General features: G+C 45.7%; 22 protein-coding genes. 20 read left to right on the forward strand and 2 right to left on the reverse strand.

What is annotated here, in order from left to right:
* Window positions 1-100 precede the first annotated feature (100 nt).
* The 9 genes from def to spoVM all read left to right on the forward strand — a co-directional run bounded on the left by def (window position 101) and on the right by spoVM (window position 9,064).
* On the forward strand, window positions 101-586 hold the full coding sequence (gene def / locus J2T20_RS07355) for a peptide deformylase (protein ID WP_307587014.1): 486 nt from the start codon (window positions 101-103) through the stop codon (window positions 584-586).
* A gap of 5 nt (window positions 587-591) precedes the next feature.
* The gene (fmt, locus tag J2T20_RS07360; protein ID WP_307587016.1) at window positions 592-1,548 is read left to right on the forward strand and encodes a methionyl-tRNA formyltransferase; all 957 of its coding nucleotides are present in this window, start codon (window positions 592-594) and stop codon (window positions 1,546-1,548) included.
* Window positions 1,545-2,957, forward strand: a complete 1,413-nt coding sequence (gene rsmB / locus J2T20_RS07365) for a 16S rRNA (cytosine(967)-C(5))-methyltransferase RsmB (protein ID WP_307587018.1) — start codon at window positions 1,545-1,547, stop codon at window positions 2,955-2,957. The genes fmt and rsmB overlap by 4 nt, the downstream gene beginning before the upstream one ends.
* 140 nt (window positions 2,958-3,097) lie before the next feature.
* Complete coding sequence (rlmN, locus tag J2T20_RS07370; RefSeq protein WP_307587020.1) at window positions 3,098-4,138, forward strand: 23S rRNA (adenine(2503)-C(2))-methyltransferase RlmN; 1,041 nt, start codon at window positions 3,098-3,100, stop codon at window positions 4,136-4,138.
* Between the two features lie 6 nt (window positions 4,139-4,144).
* Entirely contained in the window at window positions 4,145-4,921 is a 777-nt protein-coding gene (locus J2T20_RS07375) for a Stp1/IreP family PP2C-type Ser/Thr phosphatase (RefSeq protein ID WP_307587022.1), read from the forward strand.
* The gene (pknB, locus tag J2T20_RS07380) at window positions 4,918-7,095 is read left to right on the forward strand and encodes a Stk1 family PASTA domain-containing Ser/Thr kinase (RefSeq protein ID WP_307587023.1); all 2,178 of its coding nucleotides are present in this window, start codon (window positions 4,918-4,920) and stop codon (window positions 7,093-7,095) included. The genes J2T20_RS07375 and pknB overlap by 4 nt, the downstream gene beginning before the upstream one ends.
* A gap of 38 nt (window positions 7,096-7,133) precedes the next feature.
* Window positions 7,134-8,039, forward strand: a complete 906-nt coding sequence (gene rsgA, locus J2T20_RS07385) for a ribosome small subunit-dependent GTPase A (RefSeq protein ID WP_307587025.1) — start codon at window positions 7,134-7,136, stop codon at window positions 8,037-8,039.
* Between the two features lie 4 nt (window positions 8,040-8,043).
* A complete protein-coding gene (rpe, locus tag J2T20_RS07390; RefSeq protein WP_307587027.1) occupies window positions 8,044-8,709 on the forward strand; it encodes a ribulose-phosphate 3-epimerase in 666 nt (221 codons plus the stop codon).
* Window positions 8,710-8,983: 274 nt separating this feature from the next.
* The gene (spoVM, locus tag J2T20_RS07395; RefSeq protein WP_020431362.1) at window positions 8,984-9,064 is read left to right on the forward strand and encodes a stage V sporulation protein SpoVM; all 81 of its coding nucleotides are present in this window, start codon (window positions 8,984-8,986) and stop codon (window positions 9,062-9,064) included.
* Window positions 9,065-9,166: 102 nt separating this feature from the next.
* Here the strand turns inward: spoVM and rpmB are convergent, their stop codons facing one another.
* The gene (rpmB, locus tag J2T20_RS07400) at window positions 9,167-9,355 is read right to left on the reverse strand and encodes a 50S ribosomal protein L28 (RefSeq protein ID WP_307587029.1); all 189 of its coding nucleotides are present in this window, start codon (window positions 9,353-9,355) and stop codon (window positions 9,167-9,169) included.
* A 191-nt stretch (window positions 9,356-9,546) separates the two neighbouring features.
* On the opposite strand from rpmB, the gene J2T20_RS07405 reads away from it, so the two are divergent.
* From J2T20_RS07405 to J2T20_RS07420, 4 genes are all read left to right on the forward strand, one after another.
* Complete coding sequence (locus tag J2T20_RS07405) at window positions 9,547-11,325, forward strand: DAK2 domain-containing protein (RefSeq protein ID WP_307587030.1); 1,779 nt, start codon at window positions 9,547-9,549, stop codon at window positions 11,323-11,325.
* 58 nt (window positions 11,326-11,383) lie between these two features.
* The gene (locus J2T20_RS07410) at window positions 11,384-12,244 is read left to right on the forward strand and encodes a DegV family protein (RefSeq protein WP_307587031.1); all 861 of its coding nucleotides are present in this window, start codon (window positions 11,384-11,386) and stop codon (window positions 12,242-12,244) included.
* Between the two features lie 12 nt (window positions 12,245-12,256).
* Window positions 12,257-14,308: an ATP-dependent DNA helicase RecG gene (recG, locus tag J2T20_RS07415; protein WP_307587033.1), complete on the forward strand. Its 2,052-nt coding sequence runs from the start codon at window positions 12,257-12,259 to the stop codon at window positions 14,306-14,308.
* A 66-nt stretch (window positions 14,309-14,374) separates the two neighbouring features.
* On the forward strand, window positions 14,375-14,662 hold the full coding sequence (locus tag J2T20_RS07420) for a stage VI sporulation protein F (protein ID WP_036654895.1): 288 nt from the start codon (window positions 14,375-14,377) through the stop codon (window positions 14,660-14,662).
* A 76-nt stretch (window positions 14,663-14,738) separates the two neighbouring features.
* On the opposite strand, the gene J2T20_RS07425 is transcribed toward J2T20_RS07420, so the two are convergent.
* A complete protein-coding gene (locus J2T20_RS07425; RefSeq protein WP_307587034.1) occupies window positions 14,739-15,644 on the reverse strand; it encodes a C40 family peptidase in 906 nt (301 codons plus the stop codon).
* Window positions 15,645-15,969: 325 nt separating this feature from the next.
* Between J2T20_RS07425 and J2T20_RS07430 the strand changes: the two genes are divergently transcribed.
* From J2T20_RS07430 to J2T20_RS07460, 7 genes are all read left to right on the forward strand, one after another.
* Window positions 15,970-17,031: an ABC transporter substrate-binding protein gene (locus J2T20_RS07430; protein WP_307587036.1), complete on the forward strand. Its 1,062-nt coding sequence runs from the start codon at window positions 15,970-15,972 to the stop codon at window positions 17,029-17,031.
* Window positions 17,032-17,102: 71 nt separating this feature from the next.
* A complete protein-coding gene (locus J2T20_RS07435) occupies window positions 17,103-18,032 on the forward strand; it encodes an ABC transporter permease (protein ID WP_307587038.1) in 930 nt (309 codons plus the stop codon).
* Window positions 18,016-18,810, forward strand: coding sequence for an ABC transporter ATP-binding protein (locus J2T20_RS07440; protein ID WP_307587040.1), 795 nt, complete (start codon window positions 18,016-18,018; stop codon window positions 18,808-18,810). Before J2T20_RS07435 ends, J2T20_RS07440 begins: the two co-directional genes overlap by 17 nt.
* Window positions 18,811-19,498: 688 nt before the next feature.
* Window positions 19,499-20,209: an MgtC/SapB family protein gene (locus J2T20_RS07445; protein WP_307587232.1), complete on the forward strand. Its 711-nt coding sequence runs from the start codon at window positions 19,499-19,501 to the stop codon at window positions 20,207-20,209.
* An 87-nt stretch (window positions 20,210-20,296) separates the two neighbouring features.
* Window positions 20,297-21,289, forward strand: coding sequence for an aldose 1-epimerase (locus J2T20_RS07450; RefSeq protein WP_307587042.1), 993 nt, complete (start codon window positions 20,297-20,299; stop codon window positions 21,287-21,289).
* 162 nt (window positions 21,290-21,451) lie between these two features.
* Window positions 21,452-22,465, forward strand: a complete 1,014-nt coding sequence (locus J2T20_RS07455) for a substrate-binding domain-containing protein (RefSeq protein ID WP_307587044.1) — start codon at window positions 21,452-21,454, stop codon at window positions 22,463-22,465.
* A 24-nt stretch (window positions 22,466-22,489) separates the two neighbouring features.
* Window positions 22,490-24,349 carry a cache domain-containing sensor histidine kinase gene (locus J2T20_RS07460; RefSeq protein WP_307587046.1) on the forward strand — a complete coding sequence of 620 codons (1,860 nt, stop codon included), beginning with the start codon at window positions 22,490-22,492 and terminating at the stop codon, window positions 24,347-24,349.
* Window positions 24,350-24,372 lie beyond the last annotated feature (23 nt).

The following is a 24,372-nucleotide window of genomic DNA, read 5'->3' on the forward strand; positions in this document are numbered from 1 at the left end:
ACTTTTACTTCAAAATTATTTCAAAAAAGACGAAAAATCCGTTTCTTAATATGATAAAATACTACGGGACTATGTTCAAGACAAGGAAGGTGTTGGCAGTATGGCAATTCGAATGATCGTACTAGAACCGGATGATGTGTTGCACAAACGGGCAAAAGAAGTAGCAGTAGTTACACCTAATGTTAAAAAACTGCTTGATGATATGGCTCATACGATGTATGACGCTGAAGGTGTCGGATTAGCAGCACCGCAAGTAGGAATCCTAAAGCGGTTGATCGTTATAGATGCTGATGATGAGAACGGGTTGATTAAAATGATTAATCCAGAGATTATTCACTCTGAGGGGGAACAGCTGGGTCCAGAGGGCTGCCTGAGTATTCCGGGAATTAACGGAGATGTACGCCGGGCGGAAACAGTAACTGTTCGTGGCCTTAACCGGGAAGGTGAAGAAATAACAATTACCGGCAGTGGACTTCTGGCACGGGCGTTTCAGCATGAGATAGATCACCTTAACGGAGTATTGTTTACAGATATTGCTGAGAAGGTATATGAGATGAAACTTGACCGTAACGAGACTGAGGAGTGAACAAAATGAAGATTGTGTTCATGGGCACACCTGCCTTTGCGGTGCCATGTCTGCAAATGCTGGTTGAAGAAGGATACAATGTCGTAGCTGTGCTGACCCAGCCCGATCGGCCGCAGGGCAGAAAAAAGACTCTTACGCCCTCACCTGTGAAGGAAGCAGCATTGTCACTAGGTCTGCCCGTCTTACAGCCTGAACGATTGCGCCGTGAGGAGGCTGTAGCAGAACTTGCTGCCTATGAGCCCGAGTTGATTATAACAGCCGCATACGGTCAAATATTGCCAAAAGCAGTGCTGGATTTGCCGGTGCGCGGCTGTGTAAACGTCCATGGATCCTTACTCCCGAAATATCGCGGAGGTGCACCTATTCAGCGTTCCGTGATCAACGGAGATAAGGTGACAGGTGTTACATTGATGTATATGGCTGAAGGTCTGGATACAGGGGATATGATCTCGAAGGTGGAGGTCCCGATTGACGAGGCCGATACGGCGGGTACTCTGTTCGAGAAGCTAAGCTTGGCCGGCAGGGATTTGTTGAAGTCGGAGATGCAGCGTTTGGTAAGCGGACCTGTTCCTGCAATATCTCAGGATGACAGCGAAGCTACTTATGCTCCTAACCTTAAAAGAGAAGATGAGCGGATAGACTGGAATGCTGGTTCCCGGGATATTTACAATCGGATACGAGGATTAGTACCGTTTTCCGGTGTGTTTACGCTCTGGAATGAAGAGACGTTCAAGGTGTGGGCGGCAGCGAATCCCTCGAATGCTCCCGGTTTAACGTTTGAATCGGCAAATGCCAATGTTGTGCCCGGTACGGTTCTTGCATTGAATGAGCAAGGTATTCTAGTGAAGACCGGAGACGGCGTTCTACTTCTAACATCTGTTCAGCCTGCCGGTAAAAAAGCCATGAGTGCAAGTGACTTTGCGCGCGGCGGGTCGATGAAACCTGGAACGGTGCTAGTGTGAGCCCGGGTGACAGCGGCAAGGGCCGTAAAAAAGGGCAAAGTAATAATCCCAAGCTCAGAGCATTAACAGCCAGGGAGGTTGCACTTGATGTGCTGGTTCGTGTGGATGAGCAGGGAGCTTACAGTAATTTGCTTCTGAACAGCAGTCTGCAAAAATCAGGATTAAGCAGAGAAGATGCAGGGCTTGCCACAGAGCTTGTTTACGGTACAATCTCCCGGCTGATTACGCTGGATTTTGTGCTGGAGCAGTTTGTTAGTAAAGGGATTGTTAAGCTGCAGCCTTGGGTACGGAGTTTACTTCGGCTCAGTCTCTATCAGATCATGTATCTAGATCGAATTCCTTCGCATGCGGCTGTTAATGAAGCGGTTAATATTTCCAAGAAACGTGGACACCAGGGAATTTCCGGTATGGTAAACGGCGTTCTCCGCAGTGTACTGCGGGCCGGCGATCTGCCAGTTTTGCCAGAAAATCTAAGCGAGGCCAAACGTATCTCACTCCAGCACTCCCACCCTTTATGGATGGTGAAGCGCTGGATCACTGAATATGGTGCGGAGATAGCAGAGGCCATGTGTACTGCTAATAATGAACCGCCGGCAGTAAGTGTTCGGGTCAATACAACTATGATCAGCCCCGAGAAGTTGCTTAATGAAATGCAGGAACAGGGGCTGAACGCTTTAGCTTCTGAGGTTAGTCCGTATGGTATTGTAGTCAAAGGCGGAGGCAATATGGCACTTACATCTTGGTATCGTGACGGTTACTTGTCGATTCAGGATGAGAGCTCAATGCTTGTAGCTGAAGCTGTAGCTCCAGAGCCAGGGATGAAAGTTCTTGATTGCTGTGCAGCACCAGGCGGTAAGACCGCTCATATGGCTGAGCTCATGAAAGACGAAGGTTATGTTTACGCTAATGATCTGCATCTCCATAAAGCCAAGCTAATCTCTGATCAGGCAGAGCGCCTCGGGTTGGAGAGCATCGTAACTGGCAGTGCAGATGCAATGGATTTAGATAGTACTTGTGAGCATTCTTCCTTTGATCGGATCTTGCTGGATGCTCCTTGCTCCGGTTTGGGAGTTATCCGCCGCAAGCCCGATTTGAAATGGCGAAAAGAGCCGGAAGATGTGGCAAGCATTGCTGCATTACAGAAGGGACTTCTAGAATCGGTCTCGAAACTGCTTAAGCCGGGGGGTTTGCTGGTATACAGTACATGTACGACGGAGCAAGCAGAGAACGGCGATATCGTCACCTCCTTTTTAGACATGAATCCGGACTTCTCCGCGGTAACCTTTTCATCTTCGATATGGGGTCGTCTTCAAGAAACTGCGCTGGCAAGAGGAGAAGGAATTCAGATTTTACCGAATCATTTTGGGAGTGACGGGTTCTTTATTTCCTGTCTTCAGCGTCGCTTGTAGATGGACTGCTTCTAAAAGGCAATCCCGCCTGCCGGGCTCTCCCGGTGGGCTTTTCTTTTACCGTGTCTAAATTTTATGTTAAAATAGGAAGAATGAGAAATAATAAGCATATCCTTATGAAAGAACAGGTGCTAACTATAATGAAACCTTTAATATATGATTTTTCTCTGGAAGAGTTGCAGCAATGGGCCAAAGACAACGGAGAACCGGCTTTTCGCGGTGGGCAGATTTTTGATTGGCTGTATGTGAAACGTGTGAATGAATTTGAAGCAATGAGCAACCTCTCCAAAGGTCTGCGTGAAAAGCTTCAAGAACAATTTTCAATAGACGCATTGAAAGAAATAACTAAGCTGGAGTCTAAGGACGGTACAGTTAAATTCCTGTTCGGTCTGCATGATGATCATGCGATTGAGACTGTAATCATGAAGCATAACTACGGCAACAGCGTTTGTGTAACCACACAGGTCGGCTGCCGAATCGGGTGTACATTCTGTGCGTCTACCCTTGGAGGTTTGAAGCGTGACCTGACGGCAGGCGAGATTGTTGCTCAGGTGGTACGATCCCAACAAATTCTGGATACCCGCGGTGAACGTGTCAGTAGTATCGTAATTATGGGTACCGGGGAACCGTTTGAGAACTATGATGCAACCATGAGGTTTTTGCGTCTGATGATCCATGAAAAGGGTCTTAATATAGGACAACGCCATATCACGGTATCCACCAGCGGTATTGTGCCAAACATTTATAAATTCGCGGATGAGGATACGCAGATCAATCTGGCGATCTCCATTCACGCACCTAACGATGCGCTGCGTTCCAAGCTGATGCCGGTTAATCGGCGTTACCCTTTTGACGATGTAATTGAATCCTTGCGTTATTACCAGGCCAAAACAGGTCGGCGCGTAAGCTTTGAATATGCGTTGATCGGCGGAGTTAATGACCAGCCGGAGCATGCCGAGGAATTGGCCGGTGTGCTGAAAACGATGCTGTGTCACGTCAACCTGATTCCGGTAAATCACGTTCCGGAACGCAAGTATGTTCGAACTTCCCGCAATGACATCTTTGAATTTCAACGGATATTGGCAGATCATGGAGTGAATGTTACAATACGCCGTGAGCAAGGCCATGATATCGCAGCCGCGTGCGGACAGCTGCGCGCTAAACACATGGAGTTGGGGTGAGGATATTTGATCAGAACAGTTCATGCCAGCGACATTGGCCGGGTACGTTCCGTCAATGAGGATTCAGTCTGGGTCGGCGCTACGCGCCACGGTTATACACTTGGCATTATCGCCGACGGAATGGGCGGACATCAGGCTGGTGACATCGCAAGCAAGCTCGCACTAAATGATATGAAATGCAAGCTTGACAGTCTTCAGCCGGATACTTCTGATGATGGGCTGAGGGAAGCCATATCCGCCGCAATACTGGAGGCAAATGATACTGTCTTCAAAGAAGCATCCAGTGACGAGAAGTACCACAATATGGGTACAACAGTCGTTGCTGTACTGCTGAAAGGATCAGCCGGATATATAGGTCACATCGGCGACAGTAGAGCTTACAAGGTGAAGGAAGGTATTGCGACTCAGCTAACTGAAGATCATACGCTGGTCAATGAGCTGTTTAAGAACGGGCAGATCAGCCTGGAGGAGCTTGAACACCATCCTCGCCGAAATGTACTTACGAGAGCACTGGGGACGGATGCGGAAACCAAGGTTGAACTGACAGCAGTAGCGCTAGATCCCGGGGAAGTACTGCTCCTATGCAGTGATGGCTTAAGTAATTTTGTCAGCACGGAGCATTTGGGGAAAGTAGCAGGGATATTGGAAATAACGCTAGAGGAAAGAGCAGACCGATTACTTCAGCTGGCATTACTTGCCGGCGGCGGCGATAATATTAGCGTCGCTATGTTGGAACATCAAGAAGAGGCCTCTGTGCCCGAAGCAAAGGGGTGGGACTTATGATCGGTCACGAGTTGGGCGGCCGTTACCAAGTCATCGAACGGATAGGTGGAGGCGGAATGGCGCTCGTATATAGAGCCCATGATATATTGTTGAACCGAAACGTCGCTATTAAAGTTTTACGCAGTCAGTTTGTGCATGATGAAGAATTTATTCGCCGGTTCCGGCGGGAGGCGCAATCAGCAGCTTCCTTATCTCATCCGAATGTGGTCAGTATTTATGATGTAGGACAGGAAGATGAAATTCATTATATCGTTATGGAATATATCGAAGGCAAGAATTTGAATGAAATCATAAAAGAACGGGCTCCACTGCAAGTGGATGAGTCTGTACGCATAGCTTCGCAGATTTGCGATGCACTCGATCATGCACATCAGAATCAGATTATTCACCGTGATATCAAGCCTCATAATATACTTATTGGACGTAATGGAAGAGTCAAAGTGACTGATTTTGGTATTGCACGCGCGGTTACCTCCACAACAATTACACAAACCGGCTCTGTTGTTGGTTCAGTACATTATTTTTCCCCGGAGCATGCTAAAGGTGTAACTACTGGTGAGAAATCCGATTTGTATTCCTTAGGGATTGTATTGTACCAGATGCTGACCGGAAGCCTGCCTTTTTTAGGGGAAAGTCCGATTAGTATTGCCCTAAAGCACCTGCAAGAGGATTTTGAAGAGCCTAAGAAATTGAATTCATTAATTCCGCAGAGCGTGGAGAACGTAATTCTAAGATCCATGCGTAAGAATCCGGAGGAACGGTATCATTCTGCCAAGGAAATGTTACAAGATTTAGAAACCTGTCTGCTCCCGGAGCGTCGCAGTGAGTCAAAAGTAGACTTCCATGATGAATATGATGAGGACAAGACCCGTATTATTCCTGCGATCAAACCTCTTCAGAGAGTGGCTGGTTCCCGTAACGGTAGCAGTGAAAGGATGCAGCGGGTAGAGGACGAGTATCCAGTGACCCCAGGGAAGAAGAAATGGCTCAGTCCTACATTATGGATTGGACTTACCTTACTGCTTTTAGTGGCTATGTTTAGCGTTGTCTGGTATGTAAAGTCCATGCTGGACGTTCCAGAGGTGGCTGTACCTAATGTGGTCAATATTTCTCTTGAGGATGCAAAGCTTAAACTGGATGAAGTAGGTCTACTAATAGATGATCCAGTGATTAAAGAGTACAACCCTAATTACGCTGAAGGTATTGTCTTTGATCAAAGCAAGCCTGAGGAAACGATGGTGAAAAAAGGCACAAGTATTGTGCTTTCAGTGAGTATAGCCAAACCTATGGCAAGCATGCTGGACCTTTCTGGAAAGACACTTGAAGAAGCAACTCAAGCTTTGATTGCTCAAGGGGTAACGGAGAACCGAATTACTTCGGACAGCCGCAACAGCTCAGACGTAGAGACGGGGCTAGTCATAACGCAGGACCCGCTTCCGAACAGCGAGTTTGACCCGGAAACGGCTCAGGTTACACTTATCGTTAGTAAGGGTGAAGAAAGTATTGATATGCCCGATCTAACCGGCCTTACTGAGAAGGAGGCTGAAGCGAAGCTTGAGGAATTCAATCTTGTGCTTGGTGACGTGAAGGAAGATTCCAGCTTTACTGTAGACAAGGGCAAGGTAACTAAACAATGGCCTTATGATAAAGGTACCCCTGTAGCACCAGAAACCAAAATAACCATTTATTTAAGCACAGGCTATCCGCCTGAAGCTCTGGAATATACTTTTAATTTACCTGTTGCTCCTACACAGAATGGTAAAAAGACCAAGATGCGAATTGTTTTTGCAGATGCACGGAACAATGGTGAGAATCAGGAATGGGGAACTCGGACGGTTGGTAAAAGTCAGGTGTTGTCTGTGAATCTGGTGTTAGCGCCGAATAAGGATGGGGTTGTCTCCCTTTATCGTGATGGCGAATTCTTTGAGACCTATCTGGTTTCCTATATGGATGCCAAAAACAACACGGTGCAGATACCTGAGCTTGTGGGAGAACCTACGCCGGAGCCGACACAGCAACCAACGGATCAGCCAGCAACCCAAGATCCGGCAACGGATCCAACCATCACTCCGGTTGATCCAGGAGATGGCGGTACAGTAAATGGCGAAGTAGATCAGACTGGATTCCAAAGTGATAAGCCCAAGGGTAAAGAAAAAGTAAAGAACGGCAATTGAGTAGAGAAACCAACTCAGGAGAGGAAGGCTCACTATGTATGCCTGAAGGAGTAATTACTAAGGCTTTAAGCGGATACTACTACGTCAAACCGCTTCGGGAAGGGGCAATAGCCTCGGAGGAAACGGCTGTAACATGCAGGGGGCGTGGTGTCTTCAAAAACAGAGGAATTACCCCCCTTGTTGGTGATCGGGTAGTCTATGTTCTAACAGAAAACGGAGAAGGTACCGTTACTGAAATTCTGCCGAGAATTTCTGAACTGATAAGACCAACTGTCGCTAACGTCAGTCTAGCAGTACTGCTGTTTTCGGTTCGCGAGCCGGATATGAATCTGAATTTATTGGATAAATTCCTGGTACACATTGAGCATTCCGGGATTGAAACGTTGATTGTTCTTACCAAACAGGATTTAGCAGAAAATGACCAAGAAACAACAAATCAAGTAAAAGAATTATATGAACGTATTGGTTATGAAGTGATGGTTACAAGTTCACTGACGGGTTCCGGAAGTGAAGACCTGCGAAAACGATTGTCAGGGATTATCAGTGTATTTTCCGGACAATCTGGTGTGGGCAAGTCAACTTTACTGAATCGGATTGTACCCGGCCTTCTTCTGGAGACCGGTGAGATTAGTCTGAGATTGGGCAGAGGACGCCATACAACTCGCCATGTTGAGCTGATGGATATCGGAGAGGGCGGATTTGTAGCAGACACTCCAGGCTTTAGTCAGTTGGACTTCCTTGAGCTTGAAGTCGATGAACTCTCCGCCTGCTTTCGTGAGTTTGTCCCTCTTGCGGAACAATGCAAATTTCGCGGGTGTAGTCATCTGCATGAACCAGATTGCCGCGTAATTGAAGCTTTGGAAGCAGGAAATATCGCGCAAAGCCGTTATGAACATTACAAACTGTTCTATCAAGAAATGAAGGATAAGAAGCGGAGGTACTGATTCGATGATTATTATTGCCCCATCCCTGTTGTCGGCGGATTTCGCCGCATTGGGTGCTGAAGTAGCAGAAGCTGAAGCCAGCGGTGCGGATTGGATCCATGTAGATGTAATGGATGGACATTTTGTGCCCAATATTACTTTAGGACCTTCAATAGTAAAAGCAGTGTCAGCCCATACGTCATTGCCGCTGGATGTACATCTGATGATCGAAGCACCCGAACGTTATATATCTGATTTTGCTGCCGCAGGCGCCGGAGTGATTACAGTTCATGCAGAGGCTTGCATTCATTTACATCGTGTCATTCACCAAATTAAGGAGCTTGGGTTATTGGCTGGCGTAGCGATAAATCCAGGGACTCCTGCATCTGCTATTCGTGAAGTACTTATGGATGTAGATATGGTGCTGGTGATGACAGTGAACCCCGGTTTTGGAGGTCAAGCGTTCATTCCTGGGACTTTGCGTAAAATTCGGCAGATCCGCCAGTGGGCGGATGAAGTAAATCCCGGTCTTCGTATTGAAGTGGACGGTGGCATTGCAGAGTCAACGGCTGCGTTGGTTGCAGAAGCCGGAGCGGATGTATTAGTGGCTGGCAACGCGGTATTTGGTCGGAGTGACCGTGCAGCGGCGATTGCCTCTATTCGTGCAGCGGCGAATGAAAAGGCCCAGTAAGAGGCCATTAAGAAGACTTAAGGTAATAGGATAAGCCCCATACGCATAAATATGGTTACATGAGCAGAAATCTCATGTAGCCTTTTTATTGAAATATAAGAAAGAAATAAGGTTCCCACAATCCTTCTTATATTTCTACGAGAAACGGGTGTCGTCTAGTTAAAGACGGCTAAGCCGTTTCTTCTTATGGAACGGAGAGGACTGCAATGCCGTTTCGCTTCGGATTAAGAGTTAGTCTCCTACCGTAAGGCATGAAATGATGGGAGGGTGAATTATGAAATTTTACACATTCAAGCTGCCGAGATTTTTGGGAGGGTTTGTGAAAGCAATTCTGAATACATTTCAGAAAAGCTGAGTCCCTAAGACAAAAGAAAACATGAAAAAAAGCACCTTACAAATGTAAAGGGTGCTTTTTGCTTGATAAAAAATATAGGTCGGGTCTGGAAGTTTCTAGAAACTAGACGCGCTCAACTTTACCGGATTTCAAAGCACGGGTGCTGACGTATACGCGTTTCGGTTTGCCGTTTACCAAGATACGGACCTTCTGAACGTTAACTCCCCAAGAACGACGATTGCGGTTGTTTGCGTGAGACACGTGGTTTCCAGTACTTGGGCTTTTGCCTGTTACTGCACATTTGCGGGACATATATTACACCTCCTTGTTACTTACACCTGCATAAAACAATACTTAAATATAATATCACAGTAAAAAATGCTACGTCAACCGATTCAAAAACATTTATTTCTTTTGTCTCTTATAGTACAATATAAATTAGTGTATTATGTCCAGTTAATGAATGCGTTGATTAGGCATGAAGTTAGGAAGGGGAATTCTCATTGAGCAAGCGTTCTATAAATGGAACAGACTTTACCGCAATGGTTTTAGCAGGTGCGGAAAAGCTGCAGCAGCATGCTGAGCACGTCAATTCTTTAAATGTTTTTCCGGTTCCAGATGGTGATACGGGGACTAATATGAATTTGACGATGACCGCAGGTGCGAATGAATTGAAGAAGAATAATACATCCTCTGTTGGGCAGTGTGCTGGTGTCCTCTCTAAAGGTCTTTTAATGGGCGCACGCGGCAACTCAGGTGTAATACTGTCTCAGTTGTTCAGAGGATTTAGCCGGTATTCTGCGCAGCATGAAGAGCTTAGTACAGTACAATTTGCAGCAGCATTGCAAACAGGAGTAGATACCGCTTATAAAGCAGTTGTTAAACCGGTTGAAGGAACTATTCTTACCGTTGCCAAAGAAGCTGCAAGACATGCTGTTTATTATGCCCGTCGTACAAGCGATGTTACTGAGCTGATGACAGAAGTATTGTCGAAAGCCAAAGAAGCATTAGCAAATACACCTGAGCTGTTGCCTGTGCTTAAGCAGGTAGGTGTTGTTGACTCTGGGGGACAAGGCCTAGTCTACATCTACGAAGGCTTCCACCAGTACCTTACGAACGGTGAACATTCCGTTAGCGCCCCATCACAGGGACAAGCCGTTCCAGTGAAGACTGTGCCAGTTTCCGTATTAACGAAAACTGATCTTGCCTTAACTACGGTACAGACTACTGCGCAATCCCAGCTGTCTACGGAAGACATTGAATTCTTATACGATATGGAATTTTTCATTAATCGTCATCTAGGCGGAACCGCTGTAGCGGATTTTGATGAGGATGCATTTCGGAAAGCGTTATCAGTTAATGGTGATTCCATTATCGTTATTTCAGATGATGAGACCATTAAAGTGCATGTGCACTCCAAAGCTCCGGGTGAGGTTCTTAATCTGGCCTTGAAATTTGGAGAGATCACACAAATTCATATTTTAAATATGCGTGAACAGCATCGTGACCTGCTTACAGCTGGAATGGATATTGCTCCAATGCCTGAGGTTTTTGCAGATATTCCTAAGGAGATAAGCAGTATTCAAGCTCCGGCGGTACCCCCAGCGGACGATTTGGCTCCCTTTGGTTTCATAGCGGTGTCATCCGGCAAGGGAATTGCTGATATTTTCAAAAGTCTTGGAGTAGATGCCGTCCTGGCAGGAGGCCAGACCATGAACCCGAGCACAGAGGATTTCGTAAATGCGATCTCTTCTATATCTGCGAAGCATGTTTATATTCTGCCTAACAACTCTAACATTATATTGGCTGCACAACAGGCCAAGGAGCTGTTGGAGGGTGAACGTGATATTACAGTGATCCCAAGCAAGAGTATTCCACAAGGGATTGCGGCCGCCTTTGCTTTTCAGGAAGAGGATGCAGTCGAGAGTAATACTGAGAACATGCTTGAGGCTATCTCCCAGGTTAAATCGGGCCAGGTGACCCATGCAGTGCGTGATACCAGCTTTGACGAACTAGAGATTAAAGCAGGACAATTTATCGGAATTTCCAATTCAAAAATTGTCGCTGCTGCGGATGATCTTTTAGCCTCCAGTACAGCTTTATTATCCAATATGATTGAGAATGGCGATGAAATCATCACGATCTTGATTGGTGAAGAAGCGAATGCGGAAGTTACGGAGACTTTGGGGCAGTGGTTGAATGAGACCTATCCAGATGTGGAAGTTGAGATACATGAGGGCGGCCAACCTATTTACTACTATTTATTTTCCGTGGAGCCGTAACCTGAACTTATTACTCTAAAATATAGCGGTGTGTGTAATTAAATGGGGGAGGCAATCTATGAATCGTACCATAATCGTAACCGATAGTACTTCCGATATCCCGCCAGCAATGGCGGAAGCACTGGGTATTGAGGTAGTCCCATTGACATTAATGTTCGGCGAAGAAGCTTTCCGGGATAATTTGGATATGACACCAGAGCAGTTTTATGAGCGTCTTCCCCGTTCTCTACAGCTGCCGACTACTTCTCAACCGTCACCGATAGAGTATATGAATGTTTACCGGACTATTTTAGAGCGTTATCCGGATAGTTCTATTCTTTCCCTTCATATTTCTTCCGCTCTAAGTGGGACCTACCAATCCGCAATGCTGGCTAAATCCATGCTTGAGGAAGAGGGGGAAGGGATAACGGTTGTGGATACCCTTTCTGCGTCCTACGGTTTCGGTGTAATGGTAACTCACGCGGCCAGATTATCTGCAGAGGGTAAATCAGTTCCGGAAATTCTGGAATCCGTAGAAAAGCTGCGTCTTTCCCGTAAATTGTACTTTTTGGTGGATACGTTGGAGTATCTTCAAAAGGGAGGCAGGATCGGTAAAGCTTCTGCTGTACTGGGTACATTACTGAATATCAAACCGATTCTCTCGATTGACTCCGAAGGTGTTATTTATGCGGTTGAGAAGGTCAGAGGACGGAAGAAGGCAGTTGCCCGTATGATCGAGCTGTTCAAGGCAGATCTGCAGGGTGTGAATAAAATTAATGTGGCTGTGGGTCATACCGCTGAACCGGAGTCCGGCAAGGAATTCCTTAACGAACTGGCGGGGCATTTCACGCTGGAAGAGCAAGTGCTAACCAACATAGGTCCTGTGGTTGGCAGCCATGTCGGAAACGGAACTTTAGCCGTATTCATCTGGCCCGCATAATGAGGGATGAACATGACACATTCTTTAGATAAAATTGAAGTTAAGAAAATAACTGGCGTGAGCGCTCAAAAGCAAGGCGAGCTCCACGCCTTTGGCGTTTCTACAGTGAAGGATTTGCTGGAATATTATCCGTTTCGCTATGAGGATTATCGGCCTCGAACGTTAAGCGAGGTAAAGCATGGGGATAAAGTTACCCTGGAAACCAAAGTGATCGGCATACCTGTGCTGCAACGTTTCGGCGGCAAATCACGTCTAAGCTGCAAAATGGTGGCGGAGCCATGGATGTTCACTGCGACCTGGTTCAACCGTCAATATGTACGTGAACAGCTGACCATAGGGCGGGAAATTGTTCTTACAGGCAAGTGGGATCAGAAGCGGAATCAAATTACAGTAACTGATTATGAATTTCCTGACCGAGGTGAAGGAAAGACGGGTACGCTGCAGCCTGTATATTCTGTAGGTGCCAAGATTACGCAGTCATGGATTAGAAAAGTTATTCATCAGGCCTTGCAGCAGTTCGGCGATCTAATCCCGGAAATTTTACCTCATTCGATTATGAGGAAATACGATTTCATGCCCCGGAAACGGGCAATCGCTACGATTCACAAGCCTGAGGACAGTCAGGAAGGGCAGCAGGGCCGGCGGCGTATGGTTTACGAAGAATTGTTTCTTTTTCAATTAAAGGTACAAGCTTTCCGTGTACTAAATCGCGGACGGATGGACGGAGTTGTTCATACCGCGGATAACGCTACGATTCGGCAGTTTGTCCGCAGTCTTCCGTTTGAGCTGACAGATGCACAAAAAACTGTGGAGCTCGAAATTCTCCATGATATGCGCTCTCCCTATTGTATGAATCGGTTATTGCAAGGGGATGTAGGCTCAGGCAAAACTGTTCTGGCTGCCATTGCATTATTCACCACTGTTCGCTCAGGGTTTCAGGGAGCTCTTATGGTTCCAACGGAGATTTTAGCTGAGCAGCACATGAGGTCTCTTACGAAGATGTTTGAGCCGTTTGGGATTACGGTTGGATTGCTAACAGGAAGCGTAAACGGACGTAAACGTAAAGATTTATTAGCTTCACTCCAAATGGGGATGACGGATATTGTTGTAGGAACCCATGCCTTGATCCAGGAGGATGTGTTCTTTCGGAGTCTTGGGATGGTTGTGACGGATGAGCAGCATCGATTCGGAGTGAATCAACGCGGTGTATTGCGCCGTAAAGGCTACAACCCCGATGTACTTACGATGACAGCCACCCCTATTCCGCGTACACTGGCCATTACCGTATTTGGGGATATGGATGTGTCTACGCTGTCGGAGCGCCCCAAAGGGCGTGTACCCATTACTACCTACTGGGTGAAGCATGATCTTATGGAGAGAGTATTAAAGCTAATTAGACGTGAGGTAGGCCAAGGGCGGCAAGCGTATCTCATTTGTCCCCTCATTGAAGAGTCGGACAAGTTGGATGTTCAGAATGTTATTGATCTCCATATTCAGATGAGTCAGGCCTTTCCGGACTTTAAAGTTGGGTTATTGCATGGACGGATGACTCCGAGTGAAAAGGACGAGGTTATGCGCGCGTTCTATAGCAATGAACTGCAATTGCTGGTCTCCACAACGGTTGTAGAGGTTGGTGTTGACGTTCCGAATGCTACACTGATGGTTATCATGGATGCGGACCGCTTCGGCTTGTCACAGCTGCACCAGCTGCGTGGGCGGGTAGGCAGAGGAGTGCACGCCTCTTTCTGTGTACTGGTTGCTGATCCGAAATCTGAAATTGGGCGGGAACGGATGAGCGCTATGACAGAAACGGATGACGGATTCGAAGTCTCGCGGAGGGATTTGGAGCTGCGTGGACCCGGAGATTTCTTCGGGACGAAGCAGAGCGGATTGCCGGAGTTCCGCTTGGCGGACATGACTGCTGACTTCGATGTTCTAGAACAAGCACGGGACGATGCGGCGGAATTGCTTAAGGATGCTCAATTCTGGACTTCTCCTGACTTCGCTCCGTTACGGAGTTATCTTCAGGGCGAGCAGATTTTCCAAGGGGATTTAATTGATTAATTAGGCACATGCGGCACTTCTCCAACATATACTAAGCAAGATTGGATATGATTGGGGGTGCCGAGCTTGAATTATCAGCAATTTGGAATCAGCCCACAGCTCGTTGAACGGATTAAGCTGAAGATGAAGAATCCTGCGATCAAGGAACGTGTTAAAAATATGATCAATGGAATCTCTAAGAAGGATCTTCAGGACGGTGCGATTGTACGTAGGCTGGTGCGCAATGCAGCAGGTGTGATGAGTGAGAAATTAACATCTACACAAGAAGAACAAATTGTAAAGTTTATTATTGCTCAGAAAATTGACCCTAATAACACCTTTCATCTTATTCGTCTATGGGGGATGTTCCGCTAAGGTATGTGATAAGGTATTCACAATAAAAAAGCGTACCCGCCCGACAGAGGCAGGTACGCTTTTTTAGGAGTTTATTTTAATGAATACGCTGCATATGAAGAACAACATCACTCCAATAACCTTTATCCAAATCACTTATCTGTACCCCAGGGTCACCCCAGGTGTGAATAAACTTACCATTTCCGATATAAATGCCGACATGTCCAGGAATCGCATTACTTTTAAACCGTCCGGGTACAGTAAAGAATATTAAGTCGCCTTGCTGTAGCTCGCTACGATCGACACGCCGCCCCAAGTTATCCTGATCTTTGGCTAACCGCGGCAAGTTGACACCGAATTTTCGGTATACATGACGGGTAAAAGAAGAGCAGTCAAAGGTCTTGGTATCCTCGTAGGGTCCAGCTCCAAATACGTACGGAACACCCATAAACCTTCTAGCGTAGGAAACTAATTCATCAGTATCCACGGAAGTACTACTTTGGATTCGGAAAGACTGAACCTGGTTGTTATTTATAGGCTCTGTAGGGGTGTCTATCATAACCTCACCGTTTTTTGAATTTACGCTTACCTTAGTTTGCAGTAATTTCGATAACGAGGTGGTCGTCAAATAAATATGACCGTTTCGTCGTTGTGGGGCTTCCGGTAAGTAGAACTGCTTGCCAAGGGAGTATACTTTCCTCGAAGAAGGACGCATCATGTACATCACATCGCTGTAGCCGATTTTGGCGTAGCCTCCGGTTGAGGATTCATCTTTAATACGGTATCCGAGAGAGGCTATTGCAGGTTCAAGCGGAACCCATGTCTTACCTGTCTGATCTGTTATTGCAGATTTCTCGATATAGCTTGAGGAAGCTGTTCTGTACTGTGAACTAGAGTCGGCAGATTGAGTGTTCGCGTTTTGTGTATTGCCGCAAGCTGTACCAGTCGAGATAACAACCGTCAGAATTAGGATAGATCGAATTTTTTGCTGAAAAGAAATCATGTCACACGCTCCCCGAATAAACTGTAAGTTAAGTTTGTGCAGAGGGCGTTTTTTTATGTATTCAGAGTAAGGCAATGTATGTCAAGGAAATCAACTCTCTTCATTAATAAAAAATTGAGATTGTGCTTATTTTGTAAAATATGGCGGGTGCATAAATGATTGACGGATATTCAACCTCCATATAATATTAGTTTAATAGATTTTCCTAGGCATATGTAAGGTTTGTGGGAGCTTACACTTTAACGCTTTTATCTATAAAAGCGACAATGCTGTAGCGCTACTTCCAATGCACGCGCTGATACCGTAAACGAAAAGGGGTATTGAGATGAAAAAGAAAAAAGTCTGGGCGGGTTTAAGTTTATGTTTGGCACTGATTGCCGCAGGTTGCGGAAATAATAATTCTGCTGCGAACACGAATACAGGTACTGGTACGAACGCAGGAAATGCAGCTGCGGGCAATGCTGAGGCGAAGTCATACAAAATTGCCATATCACAATATGTAGAGCATCCTGCACTTGATGCAACCCGAGAAGGGATTCTAGCTGCGTTAAAAGACGCTGGAATCGTTGAGGGTGAGAACCTGAAAGTGGATTTCGAAAATGCACAAGCGGATGCCACCAACAATCTGTCGATCGCCCAGAAAATTGCGGCGGATGACAATGATTTAGTACTTGCCATCGCGACACCTTCCGCTCAAGCCGTTGTGCAATCGATGAAGAACGACACACCTATTCTTTTCGCAGCTGTTACTGACCCACTGGATGCCAAAATTGTTACTGATCTAGAGCACCCGGGCGGTAATGTATCCGGCGCATCGGATACTAATCCTGAAGCCATTACTAGACTGATGGATTATATTGCAGCCAACTTTCCTAAGGTAAAGAGACTGGGGCTCGTTATTAATGAAGGCGAACAGAATGCAGTTATCATGGCAGATTTGGCCAAGAAAGCTCTCGATAAGCATGGAATTGAGTTAGTAAAGGCAGCCATTACGAATACTTCTGAAGTGAAACAGGCCGCCGAATCACTTATAGGCCGAGCAGATGCATTGTATATTACACTGGACAATACGGTGGTTAGCGGAGTAGATACGATCATTCAGACCGCTAATGATAATAAAATGCCGTTCTTTGCAAGTGACCGTGATACGGTTGAGAAGGGTGCTTTTGCAACAGTTGGATTTAAATACTACGACCATGGATACCAAGTAGGGCAAATGGCTGTAGAGATTCTCAAGAATGGTAAGAAAGTCGGCGATTTAAAAGTTACGATGCAGGAAAAGCTGGACCTTATTCTCAACCTTAAGGCTGCTGCAGCCCAAGGTATTGAAGTAACAGATGCTATGAAGGCAGATGTTGCTGATCAAACCAATAATATTATTCAATAAGACACATTAGAGATGTGAGGAGCGTTTCCTTAAGAGAGCGCTCCTCTGCCGTTTGAGGGAGGAAGTCACCTATGTCAGAACAAATAATTGGAGCTATTGAACTGGGGCTGTTATTTTCTTTTATGGCTCTAGGAGTATATATTACATTTCGAATTTTAGATTTTCCTGATCTAACCGTGGACGGAAGCTATACAACAGGCGGTGCTATTGCTGCTGTAATGATTTCTAATGGTTTCTCACCGTGGCTGGCAACGCTGGCTGCATTTGGCGGAGGGATGGCTGCCGGAATGTGTACGGGGCTGCTTCACACCAAAGGAAAAATAAACGGCCTCTTGTCAGGAATTCTGATGATGATTGCGCTCTACTCTATTAATTTACGGATCTTGGGGAAACCCAATGTTTCATTAATGGGAGATGACTCTCTCTTCACTTCGATAAATCCGCTACTTGTCATGCCTTTTGTAGTTATTTTTGTGAAGGTGCTTATGGATCTCTTCCTGCGAACGGATTTGGGTCTTGCACTGCGGGCAACTGGTGATAATGCACGTATGATTCGAAGCTTTGGAGTAAACACAGATAATACGACTATTCTCGGTATAAGCCTGTCGAACGGAATGGTTGCGCTCTCGGGAGCCCTAATCGCCCAGTACATGGCTTTTGCCGATTCCTCTATGGGTATTGGTATGATTGTTATCGGATTGGCTTCTGTGATCATTGGTGAGGCTATCTTTGGAAGAGGGAGTGTGTTCCGCGCAACACTGGCGGTTGTACTTGGTTCCATCGTCTATAGGATAGTAGTGGCACTTGCCTTGAGAGTTGACTGGCTTGAGGCTTCCGATCTGAAACTGATTACTGCTATCATTGTTATTGTTGCTCTTGTATTCCCTTCTGTACAGCGGTTCCTGAAGCTCAAAAGCACGGCCCGGAAGCGGACCATTGAATTGGCTGAACAGGCCCTTAACAGTAAGAAGGGGGGCAATATCGATGCTAAAGCTAGATAATGTAACCAAGCTCTTTAATCCCGGGACACCCGATGAAAAAATTGCGCTTCTGGGCATAGACCTCGAACTGCATTCTGGAGATTTCGTTACGATAATTGGTAGCAACGGGGCTGGTAAATCCACTCTGATGAATATCATTTCCGGTGTAATGAAGCCAGATCTTGGTGAAGTTCGGATTGAAGGTAATTCAATAAGCCATCTGGCTGAGTATCAACGAAGCCGTTGGATTGGTCGGGTCTTTCAAGATCCGATGGCTGGGACCGCTCCGCATATGACGATTGAAGAGAATTTGGCGATGGCGTATAAGCGCGGCAAAAACCGGAGACTGTCGTTCGGTGTGAATTCAGCGAAGCGCAATCTGTTCCGTGAGCAGCTGGAACACTTGGGAATCGGGTTGGAGAACAGGCTGCGTGCGAAGGTTGGCCTGCTTTCCGGTGGGGAGAGACAAGCACTAAGCCTTCTTATGGCCACCTTCACTCAACCCCAAATCTTGTTACTGGATGAGCATACAGCAGCATTGGACCCTTCCCGTGCAGAGTTGATTACGAAGCTGACAGAAACCATAGTCCGAGAGAAGAAATTGACCACACTTATGGTCACTCATAATATGGAGCAGGCTATACGGCTCGGAAACCGCTTGATTATGATGGACAAGGGAAGCGTGATTCTGGATATTGATGAGACACGTAAAAAGGATCTTACGGTTGAACGTCTTCTAGGTGAATTTGAAGCGATAAGCGGCCACAAGCTGGCTGATGATCGAATGATGCTTGGATAGGATTGTCCAATAAGCTACGACCCAATTAAGGCTTGGATATGAAGTCTGGAATGAGACAACATATTCAAGTCTTTTTGGTGTATATTCTCAACTTAAATTGATTTGATTGTTCTCCAGTAACGGATAATTACAAGTTTGTGTTTGATCCAGTTAGCTACTAGGAGTCTGAATCCGTGGCAAATAAAGTTTAGAGGGAAAATTCCCCTCTAAATCACAAATAAAACCTTGTAATCAACATTTAGAGGGAAATATCCCCTCTAAATGCTAGGAGATTATCCACTTTGAGGCTTTTTGAGGCTAAAACCTGAATTTAGAGGGAAAAATTACCACTAAATAACTCAATAGGTGGTTCAATCCTTAACTTAGTAGGAAAAATTCCTTCTAAAATAATCCTGGGGAAAATTGGAACTGTGGGAGCGATAGCAACCGCTCAAAAGCTTTCCGTAGGAAAGCTCGCTTCGAAAGCAGAAGCTCTATCCGGATTTCAACCGCTTTAAGAAGGTTAAATCAAAGAAAGTCTTACGACAACAGCGGCCGGAAGTCAAATCTTCGCTGTAGTAACTCCTGAGGCTTAAGTTAACATTTTACGTTCATCTTAAATAGAATAAATAAAATAATAATAATCAAATCACTTGTTATCCGTTATAATATACTGTGTTTATCAAGTTAAGGAGAGGTTTCTATGCAAATGCACACAGAAGCGTTAGTCAAATTACTTCTTGCCATGCTGTTCGGGCTTTTCATCGGTATTGACCGGCAACTGAAACAGAAGCCGTTGGGGATTCGGACCAGTATGGTCATTAGTATCGCAAGTTGTCTTGTCACTGTTGTCTCCATCCATGCATACGACAAATTCGCAAATCCCAACCATCCTAATATGGACCCAATGCGGTTGGCAGCTCAAATTGTAAGCGGGATCGGTTTTCTGGGAGCAGGAGTTATTCTCAGAAGAGGCGGGGATGCAATCTCCGGTTTAACCTCGGCAGCATTAATCTGGACGGCTTCCGGGATTGGAATAGCGGTAGGGGCGGGCTTTTATGTTGAGGCTGCTTATGCTGTAGTGCTTTTAATGTTCGCGGTTAATGTGGTTCCGCATTTAATCAAGGCGATTGGCCCGGAGGGATTGAACAAACATGAGGTCTCCGTCAAAATTATTATGGAAGCCAACTATGTCTTAACCGAAGTAATTCAAAAAATTGAGAACCGCCAAGAAAATGAGAACAAGAAGTCCAAAGGCGGCACTAGAGTGATCCGCAGAATGAAAATTAAAGATTTAGAAGACGGAAGACAATTGATAGACATGGTTTTGTCTGCACCGGACAGGGATTATGCTACCGAAATTTATTATGATGTTAAGCATATCAACCATGTAATGAGTGTTGAAGTAGAGCAATTATAAATTGACATGTCGCTTCAGAGGCAAGTTGTGGTAATCTAACAAGTGCAGAGATATTTTTTGATTCTGGAAGGGAGAGTTATAGTTATTATGTCAATTTCAGCATTTGAAGGACAATATGAAGGCGAAGCTGCTATTTGGTTGAAAGCCGGACGTTATGAGGCAGCAGTGCTGCCTGGAATCGGGGGAAATTTAATTTGCTTCCGTGATACCGAAAACGGTTACCGTTTTCTGCACGAGCCTGGTGCAGAGGAAATGGAAGCTTTCAGACAAAACCCGGGCATTCATGGAATACCAGTGCTGTTTCCTCCAAATCGTTACGAAGATGGAAAGTTTCCGTGGAATGGACAAGTGTACCAGTTTCCGGTCAATGAAGCCGCAACAGGCAATCATTTGCATGGGTTCTTACATACAGCTGCCTGGGAAGTTGAGGAATTCGGCAGCGGCGTAAGCGAAAGCTTTGTTACCGTGAAGATACAAGTAGATGAAAATCATGATTCCTATCAATATCTCCCACATAAATATACCATTAAGCTGCGTTATACCCTTGGAGAGGGCGGATTGTCCCAACAGCTTCTTGTGCATAATGACGGGGACGATATCATGCCTTGTCTGCTGGCGTTCCATACCGCGGTCAATGCTCCGTTTGCACCTGGAAGCTCGGCTCAGGATTATCGTGTTAAGCTTACGATCGGTGATCGTTGGGAGCTGAACGAACGGATGCTGCCTACAGGTGGTTATCAGGAGCTGCAGCCGGAGGAAGTAGCTCTTCGCAACGAAGGCGTGTATCCTTTTTATGCAGCTATGGACAACCATTACACCGCTGTAGCACAAAACGGACGCAATCGAATGGAACTCACGGATAGCAAAGCAGGAGTGACCCTTGTTTATGATGTAGGAACCTCCTATAAACAATGGATGATCTGGAACAACTTTGCTACAGAAGGTTTCTTTTGCCCGGAACCGCAAATCAATCTGGTGAATGCCCCGCATGTTGACCTGCCAGCAGACGAAATTGGACTCTTCAGTTTGCAGCCAGGGGAATATTGGGAAGAAAGCAGCCGTTTGTACGTGAAAGCATAGTTTTAGGTATTATTTTTACTTAGAAGAGGCATTATGGAAGGAGACTTCCGTGAGCCTCTTTTCTTTATATATTTGTGAAATAGATATTTATTTTGTAAATTAAAAGGGGTATGATGGGCATGGGTCACTTTACCCATATTCACAATTGAAAGGGGTTTCAGTATGAAAAAGCTGTGGCTTGTTTATGTCTTTCTAATTGGAATTTTCCTCGTATATGTACTGAATTACAAGCTTCAGGCACGAACTGCAGATCCATGGGAGACAACTGGGTTACGGGGGAATATAGAAGATACCTATGTTATGGTTACTTTTCAGAGTGGGATCGATTATTGGAAAAGTGTCCTGAAGGGCTTCGAGGACGGGGCCGAAGAATTGAATGTCTCCGTAGAATATCATGGTTCTACTCAACATAATGCAAATGAACAAATGACCGTGCTTGAGCAAGTAATTGCCAAAAAGCCTGCAGGAATTGCCATCTCGGCAGTAAACTCCAAGCTTCTAACCGCTACTATCAACAAAGCGGTGGAGAGCGGTATTCCCGTAGTCCTATTTGACTCAGGAGCACCGAATAGCAAGGCCTATTCCTTTTTGGGCACGGATAATTATAGTGCCGGAATAGAAGCAGCCCACAAAATGGCCGAACTGACAGGGAGTGCCGGCAAGATAGCTATTGTTACCACACCCGATCAGCATAATCATCAGGAGCGTACAGATGGTTTTCGTGACACTATAATCAATGATTACCCGGGAATGGAGGTTGTTGCTGTTCAGGATGGACGGGGTGATCAAGTCTATTCCAGAGAGGCCGCTGAACAAATACTAACACGCTATCCGGGGCTCTCAGGAATATTTGCTACAGAATCGAATGGCGGTATAGGTGTTGCTGAAGCGGTACAAGCACATAAAGGGACAGGAGTATCTCCCAAAATCATCAGCTTTGACACTGACAAGGGAACTCTTGATTTAGTGAAAAACGGCATCATCTCAGCTACTATGGCCCAGGGTACTTGGAATATGGGGTATTGGTCACTTATGGAACTATTTCAGCTTAATCGTGATCTTGCTGCCGCGCCTTCGGGATATTCTCAGTACAAGCCTATGACGGTTCCAGATACGGTGAATACAGGAATTGATGTAGTTACGCGGGCAAATGTGGATAACTACTATGCAAAGTAACTGCTGCAAGAGGAGGGTTGAACAATGACCCGTAAATCACGAATTACGATGGACAGTCTGAAGTTAAATAATCTACCTTTACGCTACAAGCTAATTGTACACTTTTTACTCATTAGTATTTTGCCCTCCATCGGCTTAGGACTGCTGATAGGCTGGACTGTAGACCGTATTGTTGAAGATCAGAGTAATGAGAATACGATCCAGTTGATTGGAAAAGTTAATACGGCACTGGAGAATGACGTTGAGAATCTGCAGAAGATCACTTATTTAATCTCCTTCGATCCAGGGGTTCAGAAGTTTTTAGCGAAAGGGATATCCACTGATATTTCGGGAACCACCAGCGGTGAATCTGCTGAATATAATATACGTAAATTTCTACAGGGATTCACGACACTGAGCTCGGAAATCGCTGGTATCATGGTGGTGAACAGCGGGGGCGATTTCATTAGTAATGAGATGTATACGCGCTCTGGAACTAGTGTCACGGACGAAGAGTGGTATAAGGCAGCTGTTGATAATAAGGGGATTTTCAAAATTGTTGGACATCCCTATGGTCGGGCAGTAAGGTCACATGCAGATTATAAGGAAAGTGAAGTTGTATCCGCAGTAAGAGCCATTATTGATCCGGAGACTCAAGTCGTGCAAGGTGTTGTGCTGGTGGATTTGAAGCTTCGTGTTATTGCAGAGACAGCTAGAGATGTTACACTTGGCAAAACCGGTTATTTAACAGTGGTGGACAGCAGCGGGGATATGATATATACACCGCAGCATCCACTTATCAAGAATATACCTATGAAGCTATTCACTGAAACTTCTGGTATTTCCTCAGAGAAGGTGGATGGAAGGCATATACAGATGATTTACAGAACCTCTCCATTTACCGGATGGACGACTTTGGGTGTTTTTCCGATGGAGGAATCAGCCTATGGGGTCAGAGAAATTACGTTTAATGTCGTCACCTTTGTATTCGTGGTCTGCATGCTGGGCATGACGGCATCTTTTTATCTGGCTTATTCTATTTCACGGCCTATCGGACAGCTGATGTCATTTATGAGCAAAGCGGAATCCGGGGATTTAACCATACGGTACTGGGGCGAGCGTTCCGATGAAATTGGGATGCTGGGACGAAGTTTTAATGCCATGCTGGCACAAATATCCCGCTTGCTTTCTTTGACAGAACTACAGGAAAGGCAGAAGAGGGAAGCGGAGCTGCGCAGCCTGCAAGCCCACATTAAGCCGCATTTCTTGTATAACACTTTGGATACGATACATTGGATGGCTCGCAATAAAGGGGCCGAAGACATTGCGGAAGTGGTACATTCACTATCACGGCTATTTCGTCTCGGATTAAGCAAGGGAAGTGACATTGTTCCTTTGGCGGATGAACTCGAGCATATTGTCAGCTATTTGAAAATTCAGCAGGTAAGGTACAGCAGCAAGCTTGCCTATAGTATTGAAGCAGATCCGCAGCTGCAGGAGTTTTATGTACTGAAGCTTTTGTTGCAGCCGATTGTAGAAAATGCGATTTATCACGGGATCAAAGAGCGGCGTGGCCCAGGACATATCTCTATTGAAGTGACCGAGGCAAAAGGGGATCTTTACATGACCGTTCGGGACAATGGAGCCGGTATACCGCCGGACCGCCTTGCTATGTTAAGACAGAAGCTGGACAGAATAGGGCTAGAGCAGGAATCAGGTGCGGAGCAACATGTACCTGATAGTACGGGGAGCGGATATGGTATTCTGAACGTTCAGGCGCGGATTCGTCTAACATACGGTCAAGAATATGGTCTTCACATTGATAGTGAAATAGGAACCGGAACTACCGTGATCGTTCGCCATCCAATTGTCCGAGATAGCTATAACACGCATAAAAGCATATAGAGTAACTGCACATGGAGGTACAT

Origin of the sequence: Paenibacillus wynnii (genome assembly GCF_030812855.1) — a bacterium.
GTDB classification, from domain to species: Bacteria; Bacillota; Bacilli; order Paenibacillales; family Paenibacillaceae; genus Paenibacillus_AQ; species Paenibacillus_AQ wynnii_A.

What these genes read in the sequence shown, in the direction of transcription:
- def (WP_307587014.1), top strand. Translation starts at nt 101, where the DNA reads ATGGCAATTCGAATGATCGTACTAGAACCGGATGATGTGTTGCACAAA.
- fmt (WP_307587016.1), top strand. Translation starts at nt 592, where the DNA reads ATGAAGATTGTGTTCATGGGCACACCTGCCTTTGCGGTGCCATGTCTG.
- rlmN (WP_307587020.1), top strand. Translation starts at nt 3,098, where the DNA reads ATGAAACCTTTAATATATGATTTTTCTCTGGAAGAGTTGCAGCAATGG.
- pknB (WP_307587023.1), top strand. Translation starts at nt 4,918, where the DNA reads ATGATCGGTCACGAGTTGGGCGGCCGTTACCAAGTCATCGAACGGATA.
- rsgA (WP_307587025.1), top strand. Translation starts at nt 7,134, where the DNA reads ATGCCTGAAGGAGTAATTACTAAGGCTTTAAGCGGATACTACTACGTC.
- rpe (WP_307587027.1), top strand. Translation starts at nt 8,044, where the DNA reads ATGATTATTATTGCCCCATCCCTGTTGTCGGCGGATTTCGCCGCATTG.
- spoVM (WP_020431362.1), top strand. Translation starts at nt 8,984, where the DNA reads ATGAAATTTTACACATTCAAGCTGCCGAGATTTTTGGGAGGGTTTGTG.
- rpmB (WP_307587029.1), bottom strand. Translation starts at nt 9,355, where the DNA reads ATGTCCCGCAAATGTGCAGTAACAGGCAAAAGCCCAAGTACTGGAAAC.
- J2T20_RS07410 (WP_307587031.1), top strand. Translation starts at nt 11,384, where the DNA reads ATGAATCGTACCATAATCGTAACCGATAGTACTTCCGATATCCCGCCA.
- recG (WP_307587033.1), top strand. Translation starts at nt 12,257, where the DNA reads ATGACACATTCTTTAGATAAAATTGAAGTTAAGAAAATAACTGGCGTG.
- J2T20_RS07425 (WP_307587034.1), bottom strand. Translation starts at nt 15,644, where the DNA reads ATGATTTCTTTTCAGCAAAAAATTCGATCTATCCTAATTCTGACGGTT.
- J2T20_RS07430 (WP_307587036.1), top strand. Translation starts at nt 15,970, where the DNA reads ATGAAAAAGAAAAAAGTCTGGGCGGGTTTAAGTTTATGTTTGGCACTG.
- J2T20_RS07435 (WP_307587038.1), top strand. Translation starts at nt 17,103, where the DNA reads ATGTCAGAACAAATAATTGGAGCTATTGAACTGGGGCTGTTATTTTCT.
- J2T20_RS07440 (WP_307587040.1), top strand. Translation starts at nt 18,016, where the DNA reads ATGCTAAAGCTAGATAATGTAACCAAGCTCTTTAATCCCGGGACACCC.
- J2T20_RS07445 (WP_307587232.1), top strand. Translation starts at nt 19,499, where the DNA reads ATGCACACAGAAGCGTTAGTCAAATTACTTCTTGCCATGCTGTTCGGG.
- J2T20_RS07450 (WP_307587042.1), top strand. Translation starts at nt 20,297, where the DNA reads ATGTCAATTTCAGCATTTGAAGGACAATATGAAGGCGAAGCTGCTATT.
- J2T20_RS07455 (WP_307587044.1), top strand. Translation starts at nt 21,452, where the DNA reads ATGAAAAAGCTGTGGCTTGTTTATGTCTTTCTAATTGGAATTTTCCTC.
- J2T20_RS07460 (WP_307587046.1), top strand. Translation starts at nt 22,490, where the DNA reads ATGACCCGTAAATCACGAATTACGATGGACAGTCTGAAGTTAAATAAT.